The sequence below is a fragment of the Actinocorallia sp. API 0066 genome, assembly GCF_020991275.1.
In the GTDB taxonomy this organism is placed as follows: Bacteria; Actinomycetota; Actinomycetes; order Streptosporangiales; family Streptosporangiaceae; genus Actinocorallia.
Window position 1 is genome coordinate 246,614 of record NZ_JAJLQY010000011.1, and the last position, 15,856, is coordinate 262,469.

Sequence of the window (15,856 nt, forward strand, 5' to 3'; positions counted from 1 at the left end):
GTCAATGTCAAGTTGCCTCTTGGCCGGAAGGTGTGCCCCCGCCATGGCCGCTGAGACGCTCGAGTTCCAGGTCGAATCCCATCAGCTCCTGCAGCTCATGATCCATTCGAACAAGGACGTGTCCCCGCGGGAGCCGATCTCCAACGCCTCCGACGCGCTGGACGAGCCCCGCATCGCCCACCTGCGCGGGGACGCGCCGGGCGCCGTTCTGGCCGACCCGCACATCACGCTCATCGTGGATTCCCCGGCCCGCACCCTGACGGTGGGCGACAGCGGCATCGTCGAGAACGAGGTCGTCGCACCCATCGGCACCATCGCCGACTCCGGGACCCGCGGCCTTTCTCAAGGATCTGCAGGCCGCCGAGGACCTGGCGCGCCAGAGAGTGCCTGTTGCCCCAATTGGTGGATTATGTCCACCCTTGTGAATTGCGCATGGCCCCGGCGGCGGGCGGATATCGGGCGGGGCAGGCCGATCAGGCCCGGTTTTCGCCGCCAGCCGGACGGAAGTCCTCTTCGAGGCAACAAAACCCCAGGTCAAAAATAGCCTTGACCTGGGATTTTGTATCGCTCACCCGAGGGGATTCGACCCCCTAGCCTTCTGATCCGTAGGGGTCGGTCATTCGACATCGGATCCCCAAACAACGCAGTTTCCCGCCTTGGGAATCATCCGCTCCCGCACCGGCAACGGCCGGAAACTCCGATCCCGCCCGCCCTTGTTCCCGCTCACCCGATCCCAGGCCACCAACAGGAAGCCCGGGTCCACGACTCTCCTCGTCCGGTGCGCGGCTCCACCACTCCTCGTCGCCGAGCTCACGGCGGATGAGCGCCGCCTTGACCGCGGTCTCTGGCTTCTCGCCGTTGGCGCGGGCGAAGGCCTTGGCGACGTCGAGGTCGTCGCGCTCCTTGGGAGCGGGCGCCAGAGCGGTGCCGAGTTGCTCGACCAGGTCGCCGCGATCAGTCAGGGAGAGGTCGAGGTCGATGCCGAACTCGTCCTTGATCTTCCTGCTCAGCTCCTGGAGCGTCCGTTCGCCGGCGGGGTCTCCCATCCGCGCCCAGCTCCCGGCGACCTCCACGACATGCGCGATCTCTTCCGGTTTGTCCTTGACGCTCTTCCACCAGCCCCGCGACCAGGCCTGGCGCATCACCGGCATGTCGGCGCGGTGCTGGGCGCGCAGCCGATCGCGTGCCTCGCGGCTCTTGCGTTCGAGGTCGGCCTGAAGGCGCTGGGAGCGGCTGATCGCGCGCTGCTTGGCGCTGCCGAAGATCTCCAGCGAGGTCTGGAAGGCGACCTGGAACCGCTCCCTGAGCGCGTCATCGACACCGCGATGGTCGTTCCAGTGGTGCTCATTCATCGGCGCAGCCCTCCGCGTCGACGTGGAGCGACTCGATGACCAGGGCCCGGTTCCCGAGCGTTTCCGGCGTGCGCGCGGTGAGCCGGTCGAAGGCGTCGGCTGTGCCTGCGGCGAGGAAGTCCAGATGGAGTCGGAGCTCTGCGTGGACCCGGCGGTCGAACGGCCGGACGGCGAGGCGGTCGAGCAGAGGGAGGAGGACGGCGTAGGCGACGCCGAGCGTGATCTCGTCGTCGGTCGGGGTTGGGGTTGGGGTGGTGCGTTCGTTCGTCAAGCGGCGACTCCAGCTAGGCAGGGCGATGGATCAACTGGCTGAGGCCCTGCCGAGCTGGAGGTGTGACCGAGTGCCTTGCGCTAGGTGGTCCTGACGCCGGGGCTCGCCGTCGGGGAGCCGCCGCCGTTGGGCTGGACGGTCGCCGTCGGGGTAGCCGGAGCGGGCGCTGACGGTGTTGCCGTCGGCGCGGAGCTGGCCCCGCATGGGGCGTTGGCCGGGGCTGGCGCCGGCGCCTGGGTGCCGTTGGGGTTGAAGGCGAACGAGGTTGTCGCCAAGCCCTCAGGTGCGCCCGCGTGGAGCTCGAAACCGGCGCTCACCTGGCAGAGGACACCGGTGCCGGGGATCTTGCCACGGTTGATCAAGTCCTGGGTGATCGGCCCGAGGGCGAGATCGGTGACCTCGTTCACCGGAGTGACCATGTCGTAGATGACGGCGGCCTGGCCGGTCGGCCCCGTGAAGCCGTAGATGTTGTAGCGGCGATCGCCGACCTGGACATCCTTCGCGATCGTCCAGTCGTTGGGGATCTCCAAGTTGGGGTGTTTCAGCCAGATCATGAGCTCGATCGATCGGGCGTCGGTGATGACGCCGGGGCACCCCTGCCGGTCCGGGTGGTACCAGATGTCGTAGGCGGCGTTGTAGGTGCCGCCTCCTCCGCCGTCGGTCACCGCCCAGCTCGTCGTGGCACCGGCCAGGGCGTCGACAGAGATCGGGAATCGGTCGTCGTCGAGCGGCGTGGCGATGTTCGGGTAGGCGCCCGGCCCACGGCCGGCCACCTCGACGTTCGCCGGATCGATCGTGCTTCTGGTGACCCGGAAATCGGTGCCGCCGCTGGTCGTGAGGCAGAGGTCTCCGAGGCTGTTCCACCGGTTCGTGCTCACGACGTATCCGCCGTCGACCGGAGTGGACTGGTAGCGCTCGCACATCTCGCCGGGCTGGTCGGCGCTCGTGGGGGTGGGGGACAGGACACCGGCGACGAGGACGACGCCGAGACCGGCGAGCGCCCAGATGAGTCCGTCTCGAATTCGGATGATCATCAGGCGGCCACGCCCTCGTACGCGGCGATGGCGGCGGCGAGACGGCGCGCGGCGCGCGAGCACCGCTGACGCATCGCCGCGGGCGAGATGCCCAAGTCGACGTCAGCGACCGTCTTCCAGCTCTGCTTCGCAGGCTCGCCGATGGACTCAGAGCTGTAGCGGGCCGAGAGCATCTCGGCTTCGGCGATGGTGAGCACCTTCTGGGCGACGGCCCAGACGAGGACCATGGCGAGCTGCTCACTCGGGTGGAGGTCGTCGCCGCCGAAGTCCTCACCGATGTTGGCGTGCTCGTACTCGCCGCCCAGCGCGCCCATCGGCGTCTCCTGCGACAAGACCAGGGCCTCCTTCCGCATGATCTTGTGCGCGCGCCAGCCGATGTTCGGCGCGATGAACTTCCCGAGGTGTCGGGGGTGTTCCTTGATCGCGATCCAGAGGGACGTGAGCGCGAGCTGGCACCGCTCATCGAGGTCCGGGATCTGGTCCCGGTAGAAGGAGGTCAGCCTCGCGGCCTTGGGCAGCATGAACTGAAACACGATCCGGCTCGCGAGGTCGCCTTCTCTCCCGGCGAACGACGCCCGCCGCAGCAGTGCCGCGAGGATCGTGTCGATCTCGGCGATGGGGCGCTGACGGGCGGATTCGAACGATGCGATCGTGACGAGGCCGGCCAGGGTGGGCTCTTCTTCTGCCCACCGCGCGGTCGTGGCGTTCGCGACGCGGTTGATGAGCAGTCCGTCCCACTCGTCGTTCAGCAGCCGGAAGTGGCTGAAGCGCGGCGTGAAGTTGGGGCCGGTCGAGCGGGTGATGGTGGCGTTCACCGTGTGTCCTTTCGTCGGTGAACGCCAAGATCGAGAGGGCCGATTGCCGGAAAAGCGGCCCGAAAAGTAGCCCCCGAATCACGGATCGATCACGAAGAATGGGCAGCGATTCGGGCGACGGGCCAGTTCGAAGAGGGCGATGGCGGGGGATCGTGAGGCAAGGGCCAAGTCCCGCGTCGAGCGCCCGGCGAGCCGTTGTCGGGCGCGGAGTATCGTGAGGTCCTGCTATGCCGCCAAGCGAGAGGACGTCCCCACCGGTGAGCGGCACTACTGCGCCGGATCCGTCGGCCGAGTACTGGAGGACCAGCGAGGTAGCCGCGTACCTGAACGTCGGCGTCGGAACGGTCAGCGCCTATCGGCACCGGGGCGAGATGCCCGAGCCGGATCAGTCCATCGGACGAACGCACCTGTGGAAGCCAGCGCGGATCATCGCCTGGCACGAATCCCGCCCTCGCCCCGGCGGAGCAGGTCGCCCCAAGAAGAAGGCGCCAGCACCAGGCATCGCCGATGACGGGGAAGCGACTGGGCAGTGATGCGGATCACATAGTTCGTTAGGGCGCGTGATCCGATCTGAACCCGAAGGGTGATTGGTTCGAAGCTGTGTGTGTCTGAACCTTGCCGAGTCCGGGTCTTTAGAGGGATTCCGTGGGACCCCTCGATGGCCTGGGTTTTTCTGGAAGGATCAGGTCTGTGGTGGGAGACGTCTTCGGTTTTCAGGTGCCTCGCGTGTGCAGGATTCGGGGCGGCGAGGTTACTGCGGAGGGGTCGGACCTACCGTCCTCTGAAGCATTTCGTTCGAGATTCGAAGCGGTTGTGGAAGAGGCCGGGGATCTGGCCCCAGGTGTGCTCGCAGATCCTGTTGTTGTCGCGAAAAGCGGCGCGATGGTTGTCCTGGGTGAGCCTGGGGCCGGAAAGTCATTCCTTCTGTCGAGCCTCACAGCGGGCCTGCCGAGGGTGTATGACGTCTGGGATGGGGATCATGATGCGTGTTTGTGGGTGGTCGCGGGGTATCTGAGTGAGAGTTCGTATGTGGAGGAGATAGGTGATCTGCTTTCCGGGCTCCCACCGAGAGGTGGTGATCTTCATCCGGGGACACTGACCGTGGTTTTGGATCAAGCCGATGAGATCGGGATCTCTCTCACTTTCCTGGCGAACCGGTTGGGGAAATGGCTGAGGGGGAGGGACACACGCCGAATTCGGTTTCTCATGGCTTGCCGCACTGCGGATTATCCGGGTCGGATGACGTCCGTGCTCGCTGAGGCGTTCGGCGTGTGTCACTGCGTTGATTTGGTCCCGTTGACCCGTGATGAGGCGGTGCGGCTAGCGGACAGCGCGGACGGTGTGTCGGGCGAGCAACTGATCATGGCTGCGGAGAGGGCGGGAGCGGCCGTGATGGCCAGCACCCCCATGACCTTGGAGCTGCTCGTCGTGGCGCATCAGGCTGACGGAGGATTGCAGGGAAATCCCCAGGACCTGTTCGCCCGTAGCGTGACCCTCCTGGCGGAGGGACCTAAGAGAGACCGTGCGCAGCAACGCCCCATAACCTCGACCGCATTGCAGAGACTTCGCGTCGCTGGCCGCATCGCGGCCTGGACGCTGCTTTCCGGAAAGCGGACGGTATGGCTGGGCCCAGCACGCGAGGCAAGTATCCACGATCTACCAGACGGTGTTCTTGTGGACGGCAATGAAAGGCTCACGGTCGGTTCGTTCGAAGTCACGGCCAACATGGTCTGGGAGACCCTTCAGACTGCGCTGTTCACCAGGCCAGAGACCGACAGGGTGGCGTTTCGGCACTCGTCGATCACCGCCTATCTGGCGGCCAAGTACCTCACAGACTGCGGAGTAGATCAGCGTCAGCTCGCAAACCTGTTCCTCGCTGGAGTTCCAGGCAGTGACACCGCGAGTATTCCCGCTCCGCTGCGCGAGACCGCTGCATGGCTCGTCGCCTTGAATCCCGTGGCCACTGACTGGCTGGCCGCCGCAGACCCAGAGAGTCTTGCCGTACACAGTGCCCTGGTTCGCTCTGACGAAGTCCGCCGCCTGACCGTGCAAAGGCTCCTGGAACGAGCGCCACAGGTTGAACTCAGCGACACCCCGTGGCAGTTCGCCCGCTGGGACTTGCATCACCCCGGGCTCGCAGACCAGCTTGCTGAAGCCATCGACGCAGCGCCAGCCAACGGACCTGACGGGTGGGATGCGACGGCTCGGCTTCGGCTGGCGCTCAGGTTGGCAGAAGAAGCCGGACCGGGCCAGCCACGTCTGGCGGAGGCGTCGCTGCGGGTGGCGAAGAACGATGCCTGGGATGTGGGAGAACGCCGCCTGGCGGTGAGCGCGGCATTCAGATGCGACGGTCATTTTGCGGTACCGCTGCTCATCGGCATGCTCACAGATCTCACCGATACGGCCTACTCGAAGAGAGTCGATCCGGAGTACCGCGTCAGGGGGACTCTGTTGACCTTCTTGTGGCCTGAGCACCTCGATGTCGAGACACTGCTCGAGGCGCTGGTTCCCCCGGTACCTCGCACCTACAACATGTATAGCCAGTTCCTCCGAAACATGCCTTACCAGTGCCCTGAGGCGGATCTACCTAAACTTCTGGGCTGGGTACAAGATGTCGTCTCGGAACCTGGTCATCGCGGGAAGGGCTTCGACCTCAACGAGGCGGGCCTCGGCTCCACAATCGTTGACGCTTTGGTCGAGCGCGTGCTGACGAGTAAGCACGTTCAGCAGCTTTTGGAGCCTCTGGCGAAGATCATCTGTATTTTGATCTTCAACCATCGCAAGGTCGGCCTGCCCGCAGCCCTGCTACCTGATGAAGAGGGAATAGATGGCCCGCAGGGCCAGCATCTAAGGCGATGTCTAGCGCAGAGACTGATAGGAGAGGCAGCTCGAGTCGGGGTTGACCCGCGAGAGGCTGCCTTGCAGATCGTGGACTCTTGGAGGCCGAGCGCTTCTACCCGACGACTCCTGCGGCTGGACGAGAGGCCGCCCAGCCGCCACCAGTTGCTGGACAAGACGGACCTGGTATGGCTCCTAGACGAGACACGTAGCCTCGACGATAACGATGGAACCACGGTCACTCTTTACGGACACTTGGCCGAAGCCGTTTTCCCGCGCAATGAGCGGTGGGCCTTCGACCTGGCCTACGACGAGGACCACCCAGCATGGCCGTACCTGCGTCAGTTCTACGAGCCGGTCGATCTCGACGGCGAGTACGCCAGGTTCCTGCGAAAGCGCCACGCGCGGCGAGATGAGCGGTGGTCGGAGAAGGACGCATTCCTCGCCGAAGTCACACGGTTGCTTGCCCAAGTCCGAGAAGGTGACAACGACAGTCTGTGGAAGCTCCTACGGCACGGCCAGGTCGATCTGCAGGACGGCCGATACGAGCAGCCCTCAGGCCCGATTAGGACCTGGCCGGCACTGGGTGCCCTGGGAGACGGTCTGGCAGACCTGCCAGAGCTCGCGTTGCGCTACCTGGAAGCTGAGAACGATCGTGCAGAAACCTGGATCGGCAAAGGCCTTCAGAACTGGGTGTCCTGGGCCGGGTACACACTCCTCTTGGAACTGCATGCTGCCGACCGTCTCGCAGAACTGTCGTCATCGGTATGGGCCGCTTGGTCGGCAGCCATCCTCAGCGAGGTCTTCGGTGTATCCGGTCGCGAGTCTGCCCGCCAGGACCTCCTGCGTATGGCGGCCTGCAAGGCCCCAGCTCCCTTGGCAGAACGAGTTCGCCAGATCGGGGTCGCGTCGCTGAACGAAGGGCAGTACCCCATAGAACTCGACGCGGTTGATCCAGAGTGGGCACCAGAGCTGCGAGTTGCGATGGAGGAGCTGGCTATCGAACTTGCCAGTGTGCTCGACGTCGTGCCAAGTGAAAGCGATCTGACCGCCTGCGATCGTGTCCAGATCGTTTTGCCAGAGGGTGCAGAGCCGCTTCAGGCGGCGTTGCGTGCGTGGCACAAGCTGATCGGTTCTCTCCTGGAGATAGCCAGCGACACCGGAATGGACCTTGTCGACGCAGCTCTCAACCACCGCCCGCAGACCGATGGCGCAACCGAAGCGACGATCCTCGCTGCCCAGGCTCTGATGCTGCACGACGCTCGCACGCACTGGACGAGGGTCAAGGACTATGTTTCCGCTGATATGGCGCTGGGCCGAAGGCTGGCTCACGCCTGCGCCCGTGCTGAGGCAGGCGAACGGATCACTGCGCAACTCGACGAGATCGACGTGGCCGACCTCTACCGATGGCTTCATGACCTGTTCCCGGGGGAGACCGCGGAGCCGCGATCTGGGTTCCGCTACCTCGGCCCCGACGATCGAGTACACCAGTGGAAAGGTCGGCTTCTCCGAAATCTCGCTGGACGTGGGACGCTCCAAGCCGTGAAGGAACTCCGTGTCCTGGCCAACAGGCACCCAACTCGGCTGGAGGTAGCGGCGGCACTGATCGCAGCGAAAAAGCGCTACGCACTCGTTGGTGGGAAACAGGTAAAGGTAAGCGACGTGGCCGCGCTTCTCGCGGACCAGAGAAAGCGAATTATCCGTAACAGTGCCGACCTCCTTGAGGTCACGTTCGATACCCTGAAGAATATCGAAAAAGATCTGCATTCTCACTGCGAGCTGCTTTGGAATCGTATTCCGGGCGAGCCGGAGAGCCCGAAATCAACGAGTCTGGTCGGCGCTTCGATGTCGGAGTCTTGGGAGCCGAAGCTGGAAGCCGCCCTCTGCGCCTACCTCGCCCACGAACTGAGACTGCGCATGTCAGGCCACCGCGTGGTCGTGAATCGCGAGGTCCTCGTCCACCCCACTAACGCCTATGGATCCGGCAAGCGCACGGACCTCCTCATCGAGGCGATTCCCGCAGACTCAGATGGCCACGCTACATCGGCAACCGAACCGCTCAAGCTAGTGATCGAGGTCAAAGGCTCATGGAATGATGGTGTGCTGACAGCTCAAGAAGAGCAACTGGTCGGACGCTATCTCCCAGTGACCCAAGCAGAAGCAGGCATCTACCTCGTCGGCTGGTACCCGATCGAACTCTGGACCAAGAGCGGTAAACGAAAGACGCAAGCGAAGAGACTTTCCTATGACAGCTTGAGGGCAGACCTGATCTCCCAGTCAGACGATCTTGCTCGCATAAATGGTATTTATCTCAAGTCGATGGTGATGATGATTTCGCGGCCGGGTGGTGAACCGCGCCGGGTCTGATGGAGGCTCGATTCCCTGAGAGGGTCGAGTCATGGCACGTTCGTCCCTCCACCCTGTTGAGCTTCGTGATCGTGCGGTGCGCATGGTCGGGGAGGTGCGTCCGAACTACCCGACGGAGTGGGCGGCGATGAAGGCCGTCGCGGCCGAGTTCGACCGGCCATCGCGACGCTCGTAGCGTTCATCGACGCGTTCAAGCAGGTGTTCGGGGTCGAGCCGATCTGCCGTGTCCTGACCGGGCACGGGATGAAGATCGCAACCAGCGCCTGCTACGCGGCCAAGACCCGCCGACCCAGCGCCCGCACCCAGCGGGACGAGGAGCTGAAGACCGAGATCAGCCGGGTTCATGCCGACGACTACGGCGTCTACCGGGTCCGGAAGGTCTGGCGGCAGCCGCATCGACCGGCCGCCGCCTCAAGACGCGGCTCGGCACGGTCCTGGCTGGGGTTCGACCTCCCAAGGGCCTGACCTGTGTGATCGAGTGCCCGACCCTCGCCCAGGGCGGCGCGGCACAGATCGCGATGTGGCTGGACGCCAACCCGACCGCACGCCTGGTCGTCGTGGACGTCTTCGCGAAGCTGCGCGGCCGGACTCCTCCAGGCTCTGCCTACGAGGCCGACTACAACGCGGTGGGCCAGCTCAAGCACATCGCGGACCGCTACGGCGTCCCCTTTCTGGTCGTCCACCACACCCGGAAGGCGGGCGCCGAGGACTTCCTCGAAGAGCTCAGCGGGACGAACGGCCTGGCCGGTGCGGCGGACGCGATCGTCGTCCTGCGCCGAATGCGAGGCAGAGCGGACGGCGTCCTCCAGGTCACTGGACGAGATGTGGACGAGACCGAGCTCGCGCTGGGCTTTGACGCCTCGCTCGGGCTGTGGTTCGGCCTCGACCAACCCGTCGCCGAACTCGTCATGTCGGACACCCGCGGGCAAATCCTCGCCTTCCTGCGCGCGGAGCCGGGGCAAACCCCGAAGGCCATCGCCGCTGGCACCGGCCTCGCCTACGAGCTGACCAAGAAGTCGGTCAAGCGGATGGCCGACGACGCCCAGCTCTACAGCGACGGCAGAGGCCACTACTTCGTCACCGAGCCCTCTGAGTCCCCATAGTCCCCGATGTCCCTGGCGCCGGTCACAAACCCCCTGCCCTGTCCCTTCACCCCATTGCCAGCTTCTACCGAGGTTCTTGGAAGGACCTGAAATGACCCCCTCTGAGATCGCGTTCGACGACCAGTGGCGTGCGGCGTCCGCTGCGGCGAGCGCCATCATCAGCAGTTCCGCCGCCGCGCACGGATTCCCGATCCACCACCAGGACGACTGGATCACCGAACGGTTCCGCGACTTTCACCTGAAGTGCCAGAACGGTGAGATCCACTACTGCGCCCACATCACGTCGTCGCCCCGGCCCGCCCACACGGCCGCCTGGGCGACGAACATCCTCGTCTGCACGGACTGCACCGGTTTCCTGAAGCCCGAGGGGCCCAAGGCGACCTGCTGTGACCGGTGCGGCACCGACGAGGACAACCTCTATGGATCCTTTGCCGCGAGCGGGCCGATCATCATGGCCTACGCCCTGTGCGAGGCCTGCGCCCGCGCCGCCCAGCAGAGCGGCAGGTGAGGCGTTGACCGAGCACACCGGACGCATCTGGCTCACCGTCGCGGAGATCTGCGACGAGCTCGAAATCTCCCGCAGCACCTTCTACGAATGGCGCCTCAAAGGCACCGGCCCGAGGTGCGCGAAGCTCCCCAACGGCCGCCTCAGGGTCCGCCGTGCCGAGTTCGACCGCTGGATCAGCAGCCGAGAGGACGCGAACTGATGAAGGCCAAGCACGTCCGAGTCGGGCAGATCCACACCCGCGGCAACGGTGCGGGGAAGGCCCCCACCCATCGAGCGAACTGGCAGGTCGGCGGACGCCGACGGTGCCGCTCCTTCCGGCAGCGCGCCGACGCCGACGCCTTCCGGAACATGCTCCAGTCCGCGGTCAGGTGCGGAGCGGCCTTCGACGAAGAGACCGGCCTCCCCAAAACCTGGGCCTTCGACGAGGCGACGAAGAAGACCGAAGCCGAGATCGAGCACCTGGGCCGCGTCATCGGCAGGATCAAGCGCTGGCTCGTCGAGAAGGACGGGAGCAACTGATGCCGACCACCATCTCGATCGCCGAACTCGAAGGGGAGGAATGAGGATGGAGAGCTACCACATCCGCATCTACTCCATCGAGAAGCGAAAGAACGCGAACGGCAAGATCGTCTCCTACCGCGTGATCTGGTACGTCCAGGGTCAGCGGAAGACACGTACCTTCGCCAAGGCGGGCCTGGCAGAAGCGTTCAAGAGCAAGCTCAACGTCGCGCAGAAGGCGGGAGAGGCGTTCGAGATCGAGTCCGGCGAACCGCTCTCCTGGACGCGTGAGCGGGAGCGGCGGGAGGAGGAAGCCCGACGCAGGGAGAAGAGCTCGACCACCTGGTACTCCGCGGCGCGGGGCTATGTCGATAAGAAGTGGGAGGGGAGTTCCGGGAACCACAGGGCGGGATTGGCATATGCCTTCAGCCTTGCCACCCTCGGGATGCTCCCGTCCGCGGGTGACCGGCCGTACACCGACCGGGAGATCCGTACCGCGCTGCGACGCTGGGGGTTCAACACGGCTCATCGCACGGAGGCGCCCGGCAAGTACGCGGAGATCCTTGAGTGGATCGAAGCCGAGTGCCGGCCGATGCGTGATCTCGAACGGCAGGCCGTCACGAGGGCGTTGCTGAAGGCCGCCACCACGAAGGCCGACGGCAAGGACGCCGCCCTCAGCACGAGGCGCAGGCATCAGGTCATGCTCGCGGCGGCGCTCAAGTACGGCCTGGTGGAAGAGATCCTGGAAGCCCATCCCTTCACGGTGCACGGCATCGCGACACCGTCCAGGCGTGCCGCCATCGCCAAAGTCGACCGGCGCTGTGTGGTGAATCCCCGGCAGGCCGCGCGGCTCATCGAGGCCGTCGGCGAGGTCCCGCGCAGCGGACCCCGGCTCAAGGCGTTCTTCGGCTCCCTCTACTACTCCGCGCTTCGGCCAGAGGAAGTCGTTCCGGCTAGGTGGAAGGAGGAAGTCGTTCTTCCGGACACCGATGCGGAGTGGGCGGAGTGGACGCTGAGCAAGGCCGCGCCCGAGGTGGGCAAGGACTGGACCGACTCGGGGCAGAGCCGGGACTCGGGCCCGCTGAAGCACAGGGAGCAGGGGGAATACCGGTACCCGCCGATTCCTCCTGAGGGGGTCGGGCTCCTCCGCTGGCATCTAGAGGAGTTCGGTGAAGGGCCGGGAGGTCTGATCTTCTTCGGGGAGCAGGGCCGCCCGCTCTCCGTCTCCACGATCATGAAGGTCTGGGGTCGGGCTCGGGAGAAGGCGTTGACCGCACAGGAGCAGGCCTCACCTCTCGCGCGGCGTCCCTACGACCTGCGGCACGCAGGCATCTCTCTCTGGTTGCAGTCGGGCGTCTCCGACACACAGGCGTCCGAATGGGCGGGCAACAGCCCGGAGGTTCTCCGAGAGGCATACAGCTGGTGCCTGTCGGGTCAGCAGGACCGCGACAAGGCGAGCATCAGCAGTGTCCTTCGTTCCTGGTAGAAGCCGATAGAGGCCATCGAGGGCCCTCCAGCGACCGCTGGAGGGCCCTCTGTCATCTCCGTTCGGGAGCCATCCGGAGGGCCCACCGCAGCCCCCAGGCGCCGCTGGGGCTAAAGTCGGCACCCATGTCGGAGATCACGCGGCATTCCGGCTGGTTTCGGCCGGTCCGGGAGCGTCCTTGGCCAGCGGTGATCCTCTCGGCCATCCTCGTGTGCGCGATCTCGGCCAAAGTCGGATGGCGCGCTGACCTCCCCGCGCTCCTCGTGCCCGCTATCCTCGGGCCCGCTCTAGCCCACATCGACGTCGCGCTTCGTCGCCTCCCCGACCCGCTGACGTTCTCGGCCGGAGCCGCCACGCTCGCCCTGCTCACCGCCGCGTCAGTGACCATGGGACTCGATCCCCTCTCGCACGCGCTTGCGGGCATGATCACCATGCTCCTGCTCTACGGCGGTATGTGGTTCATCGCTCCGGACCAGCTCGGATTCGGGGACGTCAAGCTCTCGGCTTCCCTCGGGCTGATCCTTGGCTGGTTGGGGCTTCGAGCATTCGGGGTCGGCGTGATCGCGATCCACACGCTGGGGCTGCTCGTCGCCGGAGTCCTGATCGCTACCCGCCGGGCAAGCGTCCGCGACCGGATGGCCTTCGGTCCTGTGATGATCGCCGGCACGCTGACTTCGGTTTTGATCTTCGCGTAGATCCGCGATCACCCATGTCCCCGCTGTCCCCGCTGTCCCCGGAAACGGTCTCCGAGCTCTCGACCGAACTTTCCGGTCGGGACTTTCATCCCTACCCTGGACACGCGCAACGCCCTGATCTTCCCCTCTGGATGCCGACTTCAAGGGAGATCACCTACGGCGACCGCCTACATCGAAGTCGCTTACTGGGCACTGGGGAAACGGGTTAGCTCACCCTCCACAAGTGGCGTAGCTGGGGCGGCGGTCACCGGTACAGCGCGGTCCGGAATATCGCCAAAGGGGTGGTAGAGCTCGCCGTCAAGGGCGACGACTCTCCTGTGCCTGATCCGAAGGGCATCGGGTCGGCCCCGGCCGCGATCCCCGACGAGATGGCCACCTGGTAGCGAGCGTAGACATCCGACGCCCAGAGATCTCGGGGCTCCCACTCGGGAAGAGTCGCGGGAAAGCCTGTCTCGTGACAGCCGTATAACCGCAGGTAGAGGGGCGGTTCCGGGGAGAGCTCGCGGGAAAGCATAGGGAAAACGCAGCCGATCATGGACGCATCCAACCCCAACGAACCGGACAAAACGCTGGGTGGGCCGTATGGCCGGAAATGACAAAAGCCCAGGTCAGAGAGCTTGACCTGGGCTTTAGGCTGCGCACCCGAAGGGATTCGAACCCCTAACCTTCTGATCCGTAGTCAGATGCTCTATCCATTGAGCTACGGGTGCTGGGTGGTGTTGCGGTGGGGCAACGAGTGTTGAGCATACAGGAGGTTGGGGGGCTGGGCGAATCGGTTAGGGGGTGGGGGAGTGGATGATCATGAAGCCCTTGGCGGTGCCGCAGGTGAGGGGGAGGCCGGAGGAGGCCAGGTCTCGGCCGATGAGGGCTGAGACGGTTTGGGGGGAGGCGTGGAAGTTCTCGCCCTGGAGGATGCGGGTGTTGTTGAAGGAGATGCCTCGGCGGCCGTTGGACAGCTCGGGGGTTACCGGGTCGGTCCAGACCGGGACGGTGGGGGCGCCTTGGGGCTTGCCGTCGGGGTTCAGGGTTCGGACGGTGAGGCACTTGCCGAGGGGTTCGTAGCCTAGGACGAGTTGGGTCTTGGTGCCGGCCGTCGCGGGTATGCGGACTCGGAGCACCTTTGGGTCCTCGCCTACGGCTTCGAAGGTCGGGTTCGAGGTTCCTGAGGGGCCTGCGGGCTCGGGGCCGCAGGCCGTCAGGGTGAGTGTGCAGACCATGAGGAATCCGACCTGCCGGACCATGAGCTCCATCCCTATCTCTACATCCCACAACCACGCGCGCCTCCTGAGCCTCCCCTGTCGCGCGGCCTGCCCACAAGCCAGCCCTGGCGCAGCTACCTTCGGGGCGCTTATCACCTCGGCGCGTTGACTGCGCGCTTTCCCACCTGGTATTTGACGCGCTTGGGCCCCTGATCCGGTCATTAATTCAGAACTAAAAGAATGGCCCGAAAATGGCTGGAACGGACGTGCGACCCCCGGAAGGGCACGGCACCGGTTCGACGGAAGGCGGGCGCGTCGCGGGACTGCTTACGGTGTGCGTGGCGGGATGGGGTGGGGGCGGCTGTCTCAGCGGGACGCTTGCCGTTGAACTTGGAAAACGGGACTGAACTTGGAAAACGGGACGGCTCGGCGGGTTGGCGGGATGTGTGTTCAGGTGGGGGCGAGGACGGTTTGGGGGGTGGTGATGAGCATTTGGGTGAGGTGGGCTTGGGTGACGCCCCTGGACAGGATGTGGGGGATGACGTCCTGTTGGAGGTGTAGGTAGTGCCATTGGTGGAGGAAGGGCATGATGGTCGGGTCGACCCAGTCGATGTAGCAGGAGGCGTCCTGGGAGAGGACCATCTGGGGGGCGTGGCCGCGGCGGCACATCTCGATGAGGGTGTCGGCGCGGGCTTCGAAGGTGGTGTCGATGTTGATGCCGAAGCGGTCCATGCCCAGGATGAAACCGGCGTCGGCGAGTTCCGTGAGGTGGTCCACGTCGGTGGTGTCGCCGCTGTGGCCCATGACGATCCGGTGGGGGGCGACGCCCTCCTCGTCGCACAGGATCCGCTTGGCCAGCAGGCCGGTGCGCGTTCCCGGATGGGTGTGGACGGTGATCGGCGCGCCCGTCGCGTGGTGGGCGCGGGCGACGGCGCGCATGACCCGCTCGACGCCCGGGGTGAGGCCCGGATCGTCGATCGCGCACTTGAGCATGCCGGCCCGCACGCCCGTCCCGGCGATGCCCTCGGTGAGGTCGGCGACGAACATGTCGACCATCGGGTCGGGCACGTCGGCGCCGAGGACCTCGTTGAGCGCGGGCCCCCGGTGCCGGAAGAAGAACGGGACGCCGTCGTAGGTGTAGACGCCGGTCGCGACGATGATGTTGAGTTCCGGCACCTTCTCGGCGATCCGCTGGATGCGCGGAATGTAGCGGCCGATCCCGATGACCGTGGGGTCGACGATGGTGCGCACGCCCTGCGCGGCGAGCGCCTTGAGCTTGGTGACGGCGTCCTCGACGCGCGTCTCCTCGTCTCCCCATTCGCTGGGGTGGTTGGCCTGGACGTCGCTGGTCAGCACGAACACGTGCTCGTGCATGTAGGTGACGCCGAGCTCGGCGCCCGCCACCTGCCCGAGAACCGTGGGAACCGTGGGAACCGTGGGAACCGCACCCATAAGCCCATTCCTCCTCGCCGACCGGACACGGGGAACGGGGTTTCCCCGCCGATGTGGCGGACAGGATCCCACGCCCTTTCCCGGGCCGGAAAGCCCCGGAAAGGCGCCGTGTCAGGACGTCGGGGTGAGGACGTGGAGGTGGTGGTCCCACGCCCTCAGGTCGAGCTGACCCGGACAGCGGGGCATCGCGAGGGCACGGGGAGGGCGCGGTGTGGGCACGCCCTCCCCGTCCGGGTTC

The 15,856-nt window shown here is 65.6% G+C and carries 15 protein-coding genes and 1 tRNA gene; 9 read left to right on the forward strand and 7 right to left on the reverse strand.

Going from position 1 to position 15,856, the window contains the following annotated elements; translation table 11 throughout:
- The first annotated feature begins 43 nt into the window (after positions 1 to 43).
- A complete protein-coding gene (locus LO762_RS26175) occupies positions 44 to 544 on the forward strand; it encodes a hypothetical protein (protein WP_230618672.1) in 501 nt (166 codons plus the stop codon).
- A gap of 46 nt (positions 545 to 590) precedes the next feature.
- On the opposite strand, the gene LO762_RS26180 is transcribed toward LO762_RS26175, so the two are convergent.
- The 4 genes from LO762_RS26180 to LO762_RS26195 all read right to left on the reverse strand — a co-directional run bounded on the left by LO762_RS26180 (position 591) and on the right by LO762_RS26195 (position 3,472).
- Positions 591 to 1,352, reverse strand: a complete 762-nt coding sequence (locus LO762_RS26180; protein ID WP_230618673.1) for a hypothetical protein — start codon at positions 1,350 to 1,352, stop codon at positions 591 to 593.
- The gene (locus LO762_RS26185; RefSeq protein WP_230618674.1) at positions 1,345 to 1,623 is read right to left on the reverse strand and encodes a hypothetical protein; all 279 of its coding nucleotides are present in this window, start codon (positions 1,621 to 1,623) and stop codon (positions 1,345 to 1,347) included. The genes LO762_RS26180 and LO762_RS26185 overlap by 8 nt, the downstream gene beginning before the upstream one ends.
- A gap of 80 nt (positions 1,624 to 1,703) precedes the next feature.
- Positions 1,704 to 2,657: a hypothetical protein gene (locus LO762_RS26190; protein ID WP_230618675.1), complete on the reverse strand. Its 954-nt coding sequence runs from the start codon at positions 2,655 to 2,657 to the stop codon at positions 1,704 to 1,706.
- Positions 2,657 to 3,472: a hypothetical protein gene (locus tag LO762_RS26195; RefSeq protein WP_230618676.1), complete on the reverse strand. Its 816-nt coding sequence runs from the start codon at positions 3,470 to 3,472 to the stop codon at positions 2,657 to 2,659. Before LO762_RS26195 ends, LO762_RS26190 begins: the two co-directional genes overlap by 1 nt.
- Positions 3,473 to 4,711: 1,239 nt before the next feature.
- Here LO762_RS26195 and LO762_RS26200 point away from each other — a divergent pair.
- The 8 genes from LO762_RS26200 to LO762_RS26235 all read left to right on the forward strand — a co-directional run bounded on the left by LO762_RS26200 (position 4,712) and on the right by LO762_RS26235 (position 12,967).
- Positions 4,712 to 8,677: a hypothetical protein gene (locus tag LO762_RS26200; protein ID WP_230618677.1), complete on the forward strand. Its 3,966-nt coding sequence runs from the start codon at positions 4,712 to 4,714 to the stop codon at positions 8,675 to 8,677.
- 117 nt (positions 8,678 to 8,794) lie between these two features.
- Positions 8,795 to 9,142, forward strand: a complete 348-nt coding sequence (locus LO762_RS26205) for a hypothetical protein (RefSeq protein ID WP_230618678.1) — start codon at positions 8,795 to 8,797, stop codon at positions 9,140 to 9,142.
- Complete coding sequence (locus tag LO762_RS26210) at positions 9,139 to 9,780, forward strand: AAA family ATPase (RefSeq protein WP_230618740.1); 642 nt, start codon at positions 9,139 to 9,141, stop codon at positions 9,778 to 9,780. The genes LO762_RS26205 and LO762_RS26210 overlap by 4 nt, the downstream gene beginning before the upstream one ends.
- Positions 9,781 to 9,871: 91 nt before the next feature.
- Complete coding sequence (locus LO762_RS26215; protein ID WP_230618679.1) at positions 9,872 to 10,288, forward strand: hypothetical protein; 417 nt, start codon at positions 9,872 to 9,874, stop codon at positions 10,286 to 10,288.
- Positions 10,289 to 10,292: 4 nt separating this feature from the next.
- The gene (locus tag LO762_RS26220; protein WP_230618680.1) at positions 10,293 to 10,487 is read left to right on the forward strand and encodes an AlpA family transcriptional regulator; all 195 of its coding nucleotides are present in this window, start codon (positions 10,293 to 10,295) and stop codon (positions 10,485 to 10,487) included.
- Positions 10,487 to 10,807 carry a hypothetical protein gene (locus tag LO762_RS26225; RefSeq protein ID WP_230618681.1) on the forward strand — a complete coding sequence of 107 codons (321 nt, stop codon included), beginning with the start codon at positions 10,487 to 10,489 and terminating at the stop codon, positions 10,805 to 10,807. The genes LO762_RS26220 and LO762_RS26225 overlap by 1 nt, the downstream gene beginning before the upstream one ends.
- A gap of 46 nt (positions 10,808 to 10,853) precedes the next feature.
- Entirely contained in the window at positions 10,854 to 12,272 is a 1,419-nt protein-coding gene (locus LO762_RS26230) for an integrase (protein WP_230618682.1), read from the forward strand.
- Between the two features lie 125 nt (positions 12,273 to 12,397).
- Positions 12,398 to 12,967: an A24 family peptidase gene (locus LO762_RS26235; RefSeq protein ID WP_230618683.1), complete on the forward strand. Its 570-nt coding sequence runs from the start codon at positions 12,398 to 12,400 to the stop codon at positions 12,965 to 12,967.
- Positions 12,968 to 13,604: 637 nt separating this feature from the next.
- Here LO762_RS26235 and LO762_RS26240 read toward each other — a convergent pair.
- The 3 genes from LO762_RS26240 to LO762_RS26250 form a co-directional block, all read right to left on the reverse strand.
- Positions 13,605 to 13,677 (reverse strand) — tRNA-Arg (locus tag LO762_RS26240).
- Between the two features lie 66 nt (positions 13,678 to 13,743).
- On the reverse strand, positions 13,744 to 14,217 hold the full coding sequence (locus LO762_RS26245) for a hypothetical protein (protein ID WP_230618684.1): 474 nt from the start codon (positions 14,215 to 14,217) through the stop codon (positions 13,744 to 13,746).
- 399 nt (positions 14,218 to 14,616) lie between these two features.
- Positions 14,617 to 15,618 carry a phosphotriesterase gene (locus LO762_RS26250; protein ID WP_230618685.1) on the reverse strand — a complete coding sequence of 334 codons (1,002 nt, stop codon included), beginning with the start codon at positions 15,616 to 15,618 and terminating at the stop codon, positions 14,617 to 14,619.
- Positions 15,619 to 15,856: the final 238 nt, after the last annotated feature.

Bases quoted from the DNA above. Each gene is read 5' to 3' on its own strand.
- LO762_RS26175 (WP_230618672.1), top strand. From the start codon at position 44: ATGGCCGCTGAGACGCTCGAGTTCCAGGTCGAATCCCATCAGCTCCTG.
- LO762_RS26180 (WP_230618673.1), bottom strand. From the start codon at position 1,352: ATGAATGAGCACCACTGGAACGACCATCGCGGTGTCGATGACGCGCTC.
- LO762_RS26190 (WP_230618675.1), bottom strand. From the start codon at position 2,657: ATGATCATCCGAATTCGAGACGGACTCATCTGGGCGCTCGCCGGTCTC.
- LO762_RS26200 (WP_230618677.1), top strand. From the start codon at position 4,712: ATGACGTCCGTGCTCGCTGAGGCGTTCGGCGTGTGTCACTGCGTTGAT.
- LO762_RS26215 (WP_230618679.1), top strand. From the start codon at position 9,872: ATGACCCCCTCTGAGATCGCGTTCGACGACCAGTGGCGTGCGGCGTCC.
- LO762_RS26225 (WP_230618681.1), top strand. From the start codon at position 10,487: ATGAAGGCCAAGCACGTCCGAGTCGGGCAGATCCACACCCGCGGCAAC.
- LO762_RS26230 (WP_230618682.1), top strand. From the start codon at position 10,854: ATGGAGAGCTACCACATCCGCATCTACTCCATCGAGAAGCGAAAGAAC.
- LO762_RS26235 (WP_230618683.1), top strand. From the start codon at position 12,398: ATGTCGGAGATCACGCGGCATTCCGGCTGGTTTCGGCCGGTCCGGGAG.
- LO762_RS26245 (WP_230618684.1), bottom strand. From the start codon at position 14,217: ATGGAGCTCATGGTCCGGCAGGTCGGATTCCTCATGGTCTGCACACTC.
- LO762_RS26250 (WP_230618685.1), bottom strand. From the start codon at position 15,618: ATGGGTGCGGTTCCCACGGTTCCCACGGTTCCCACGGTTCTCGGGCAG.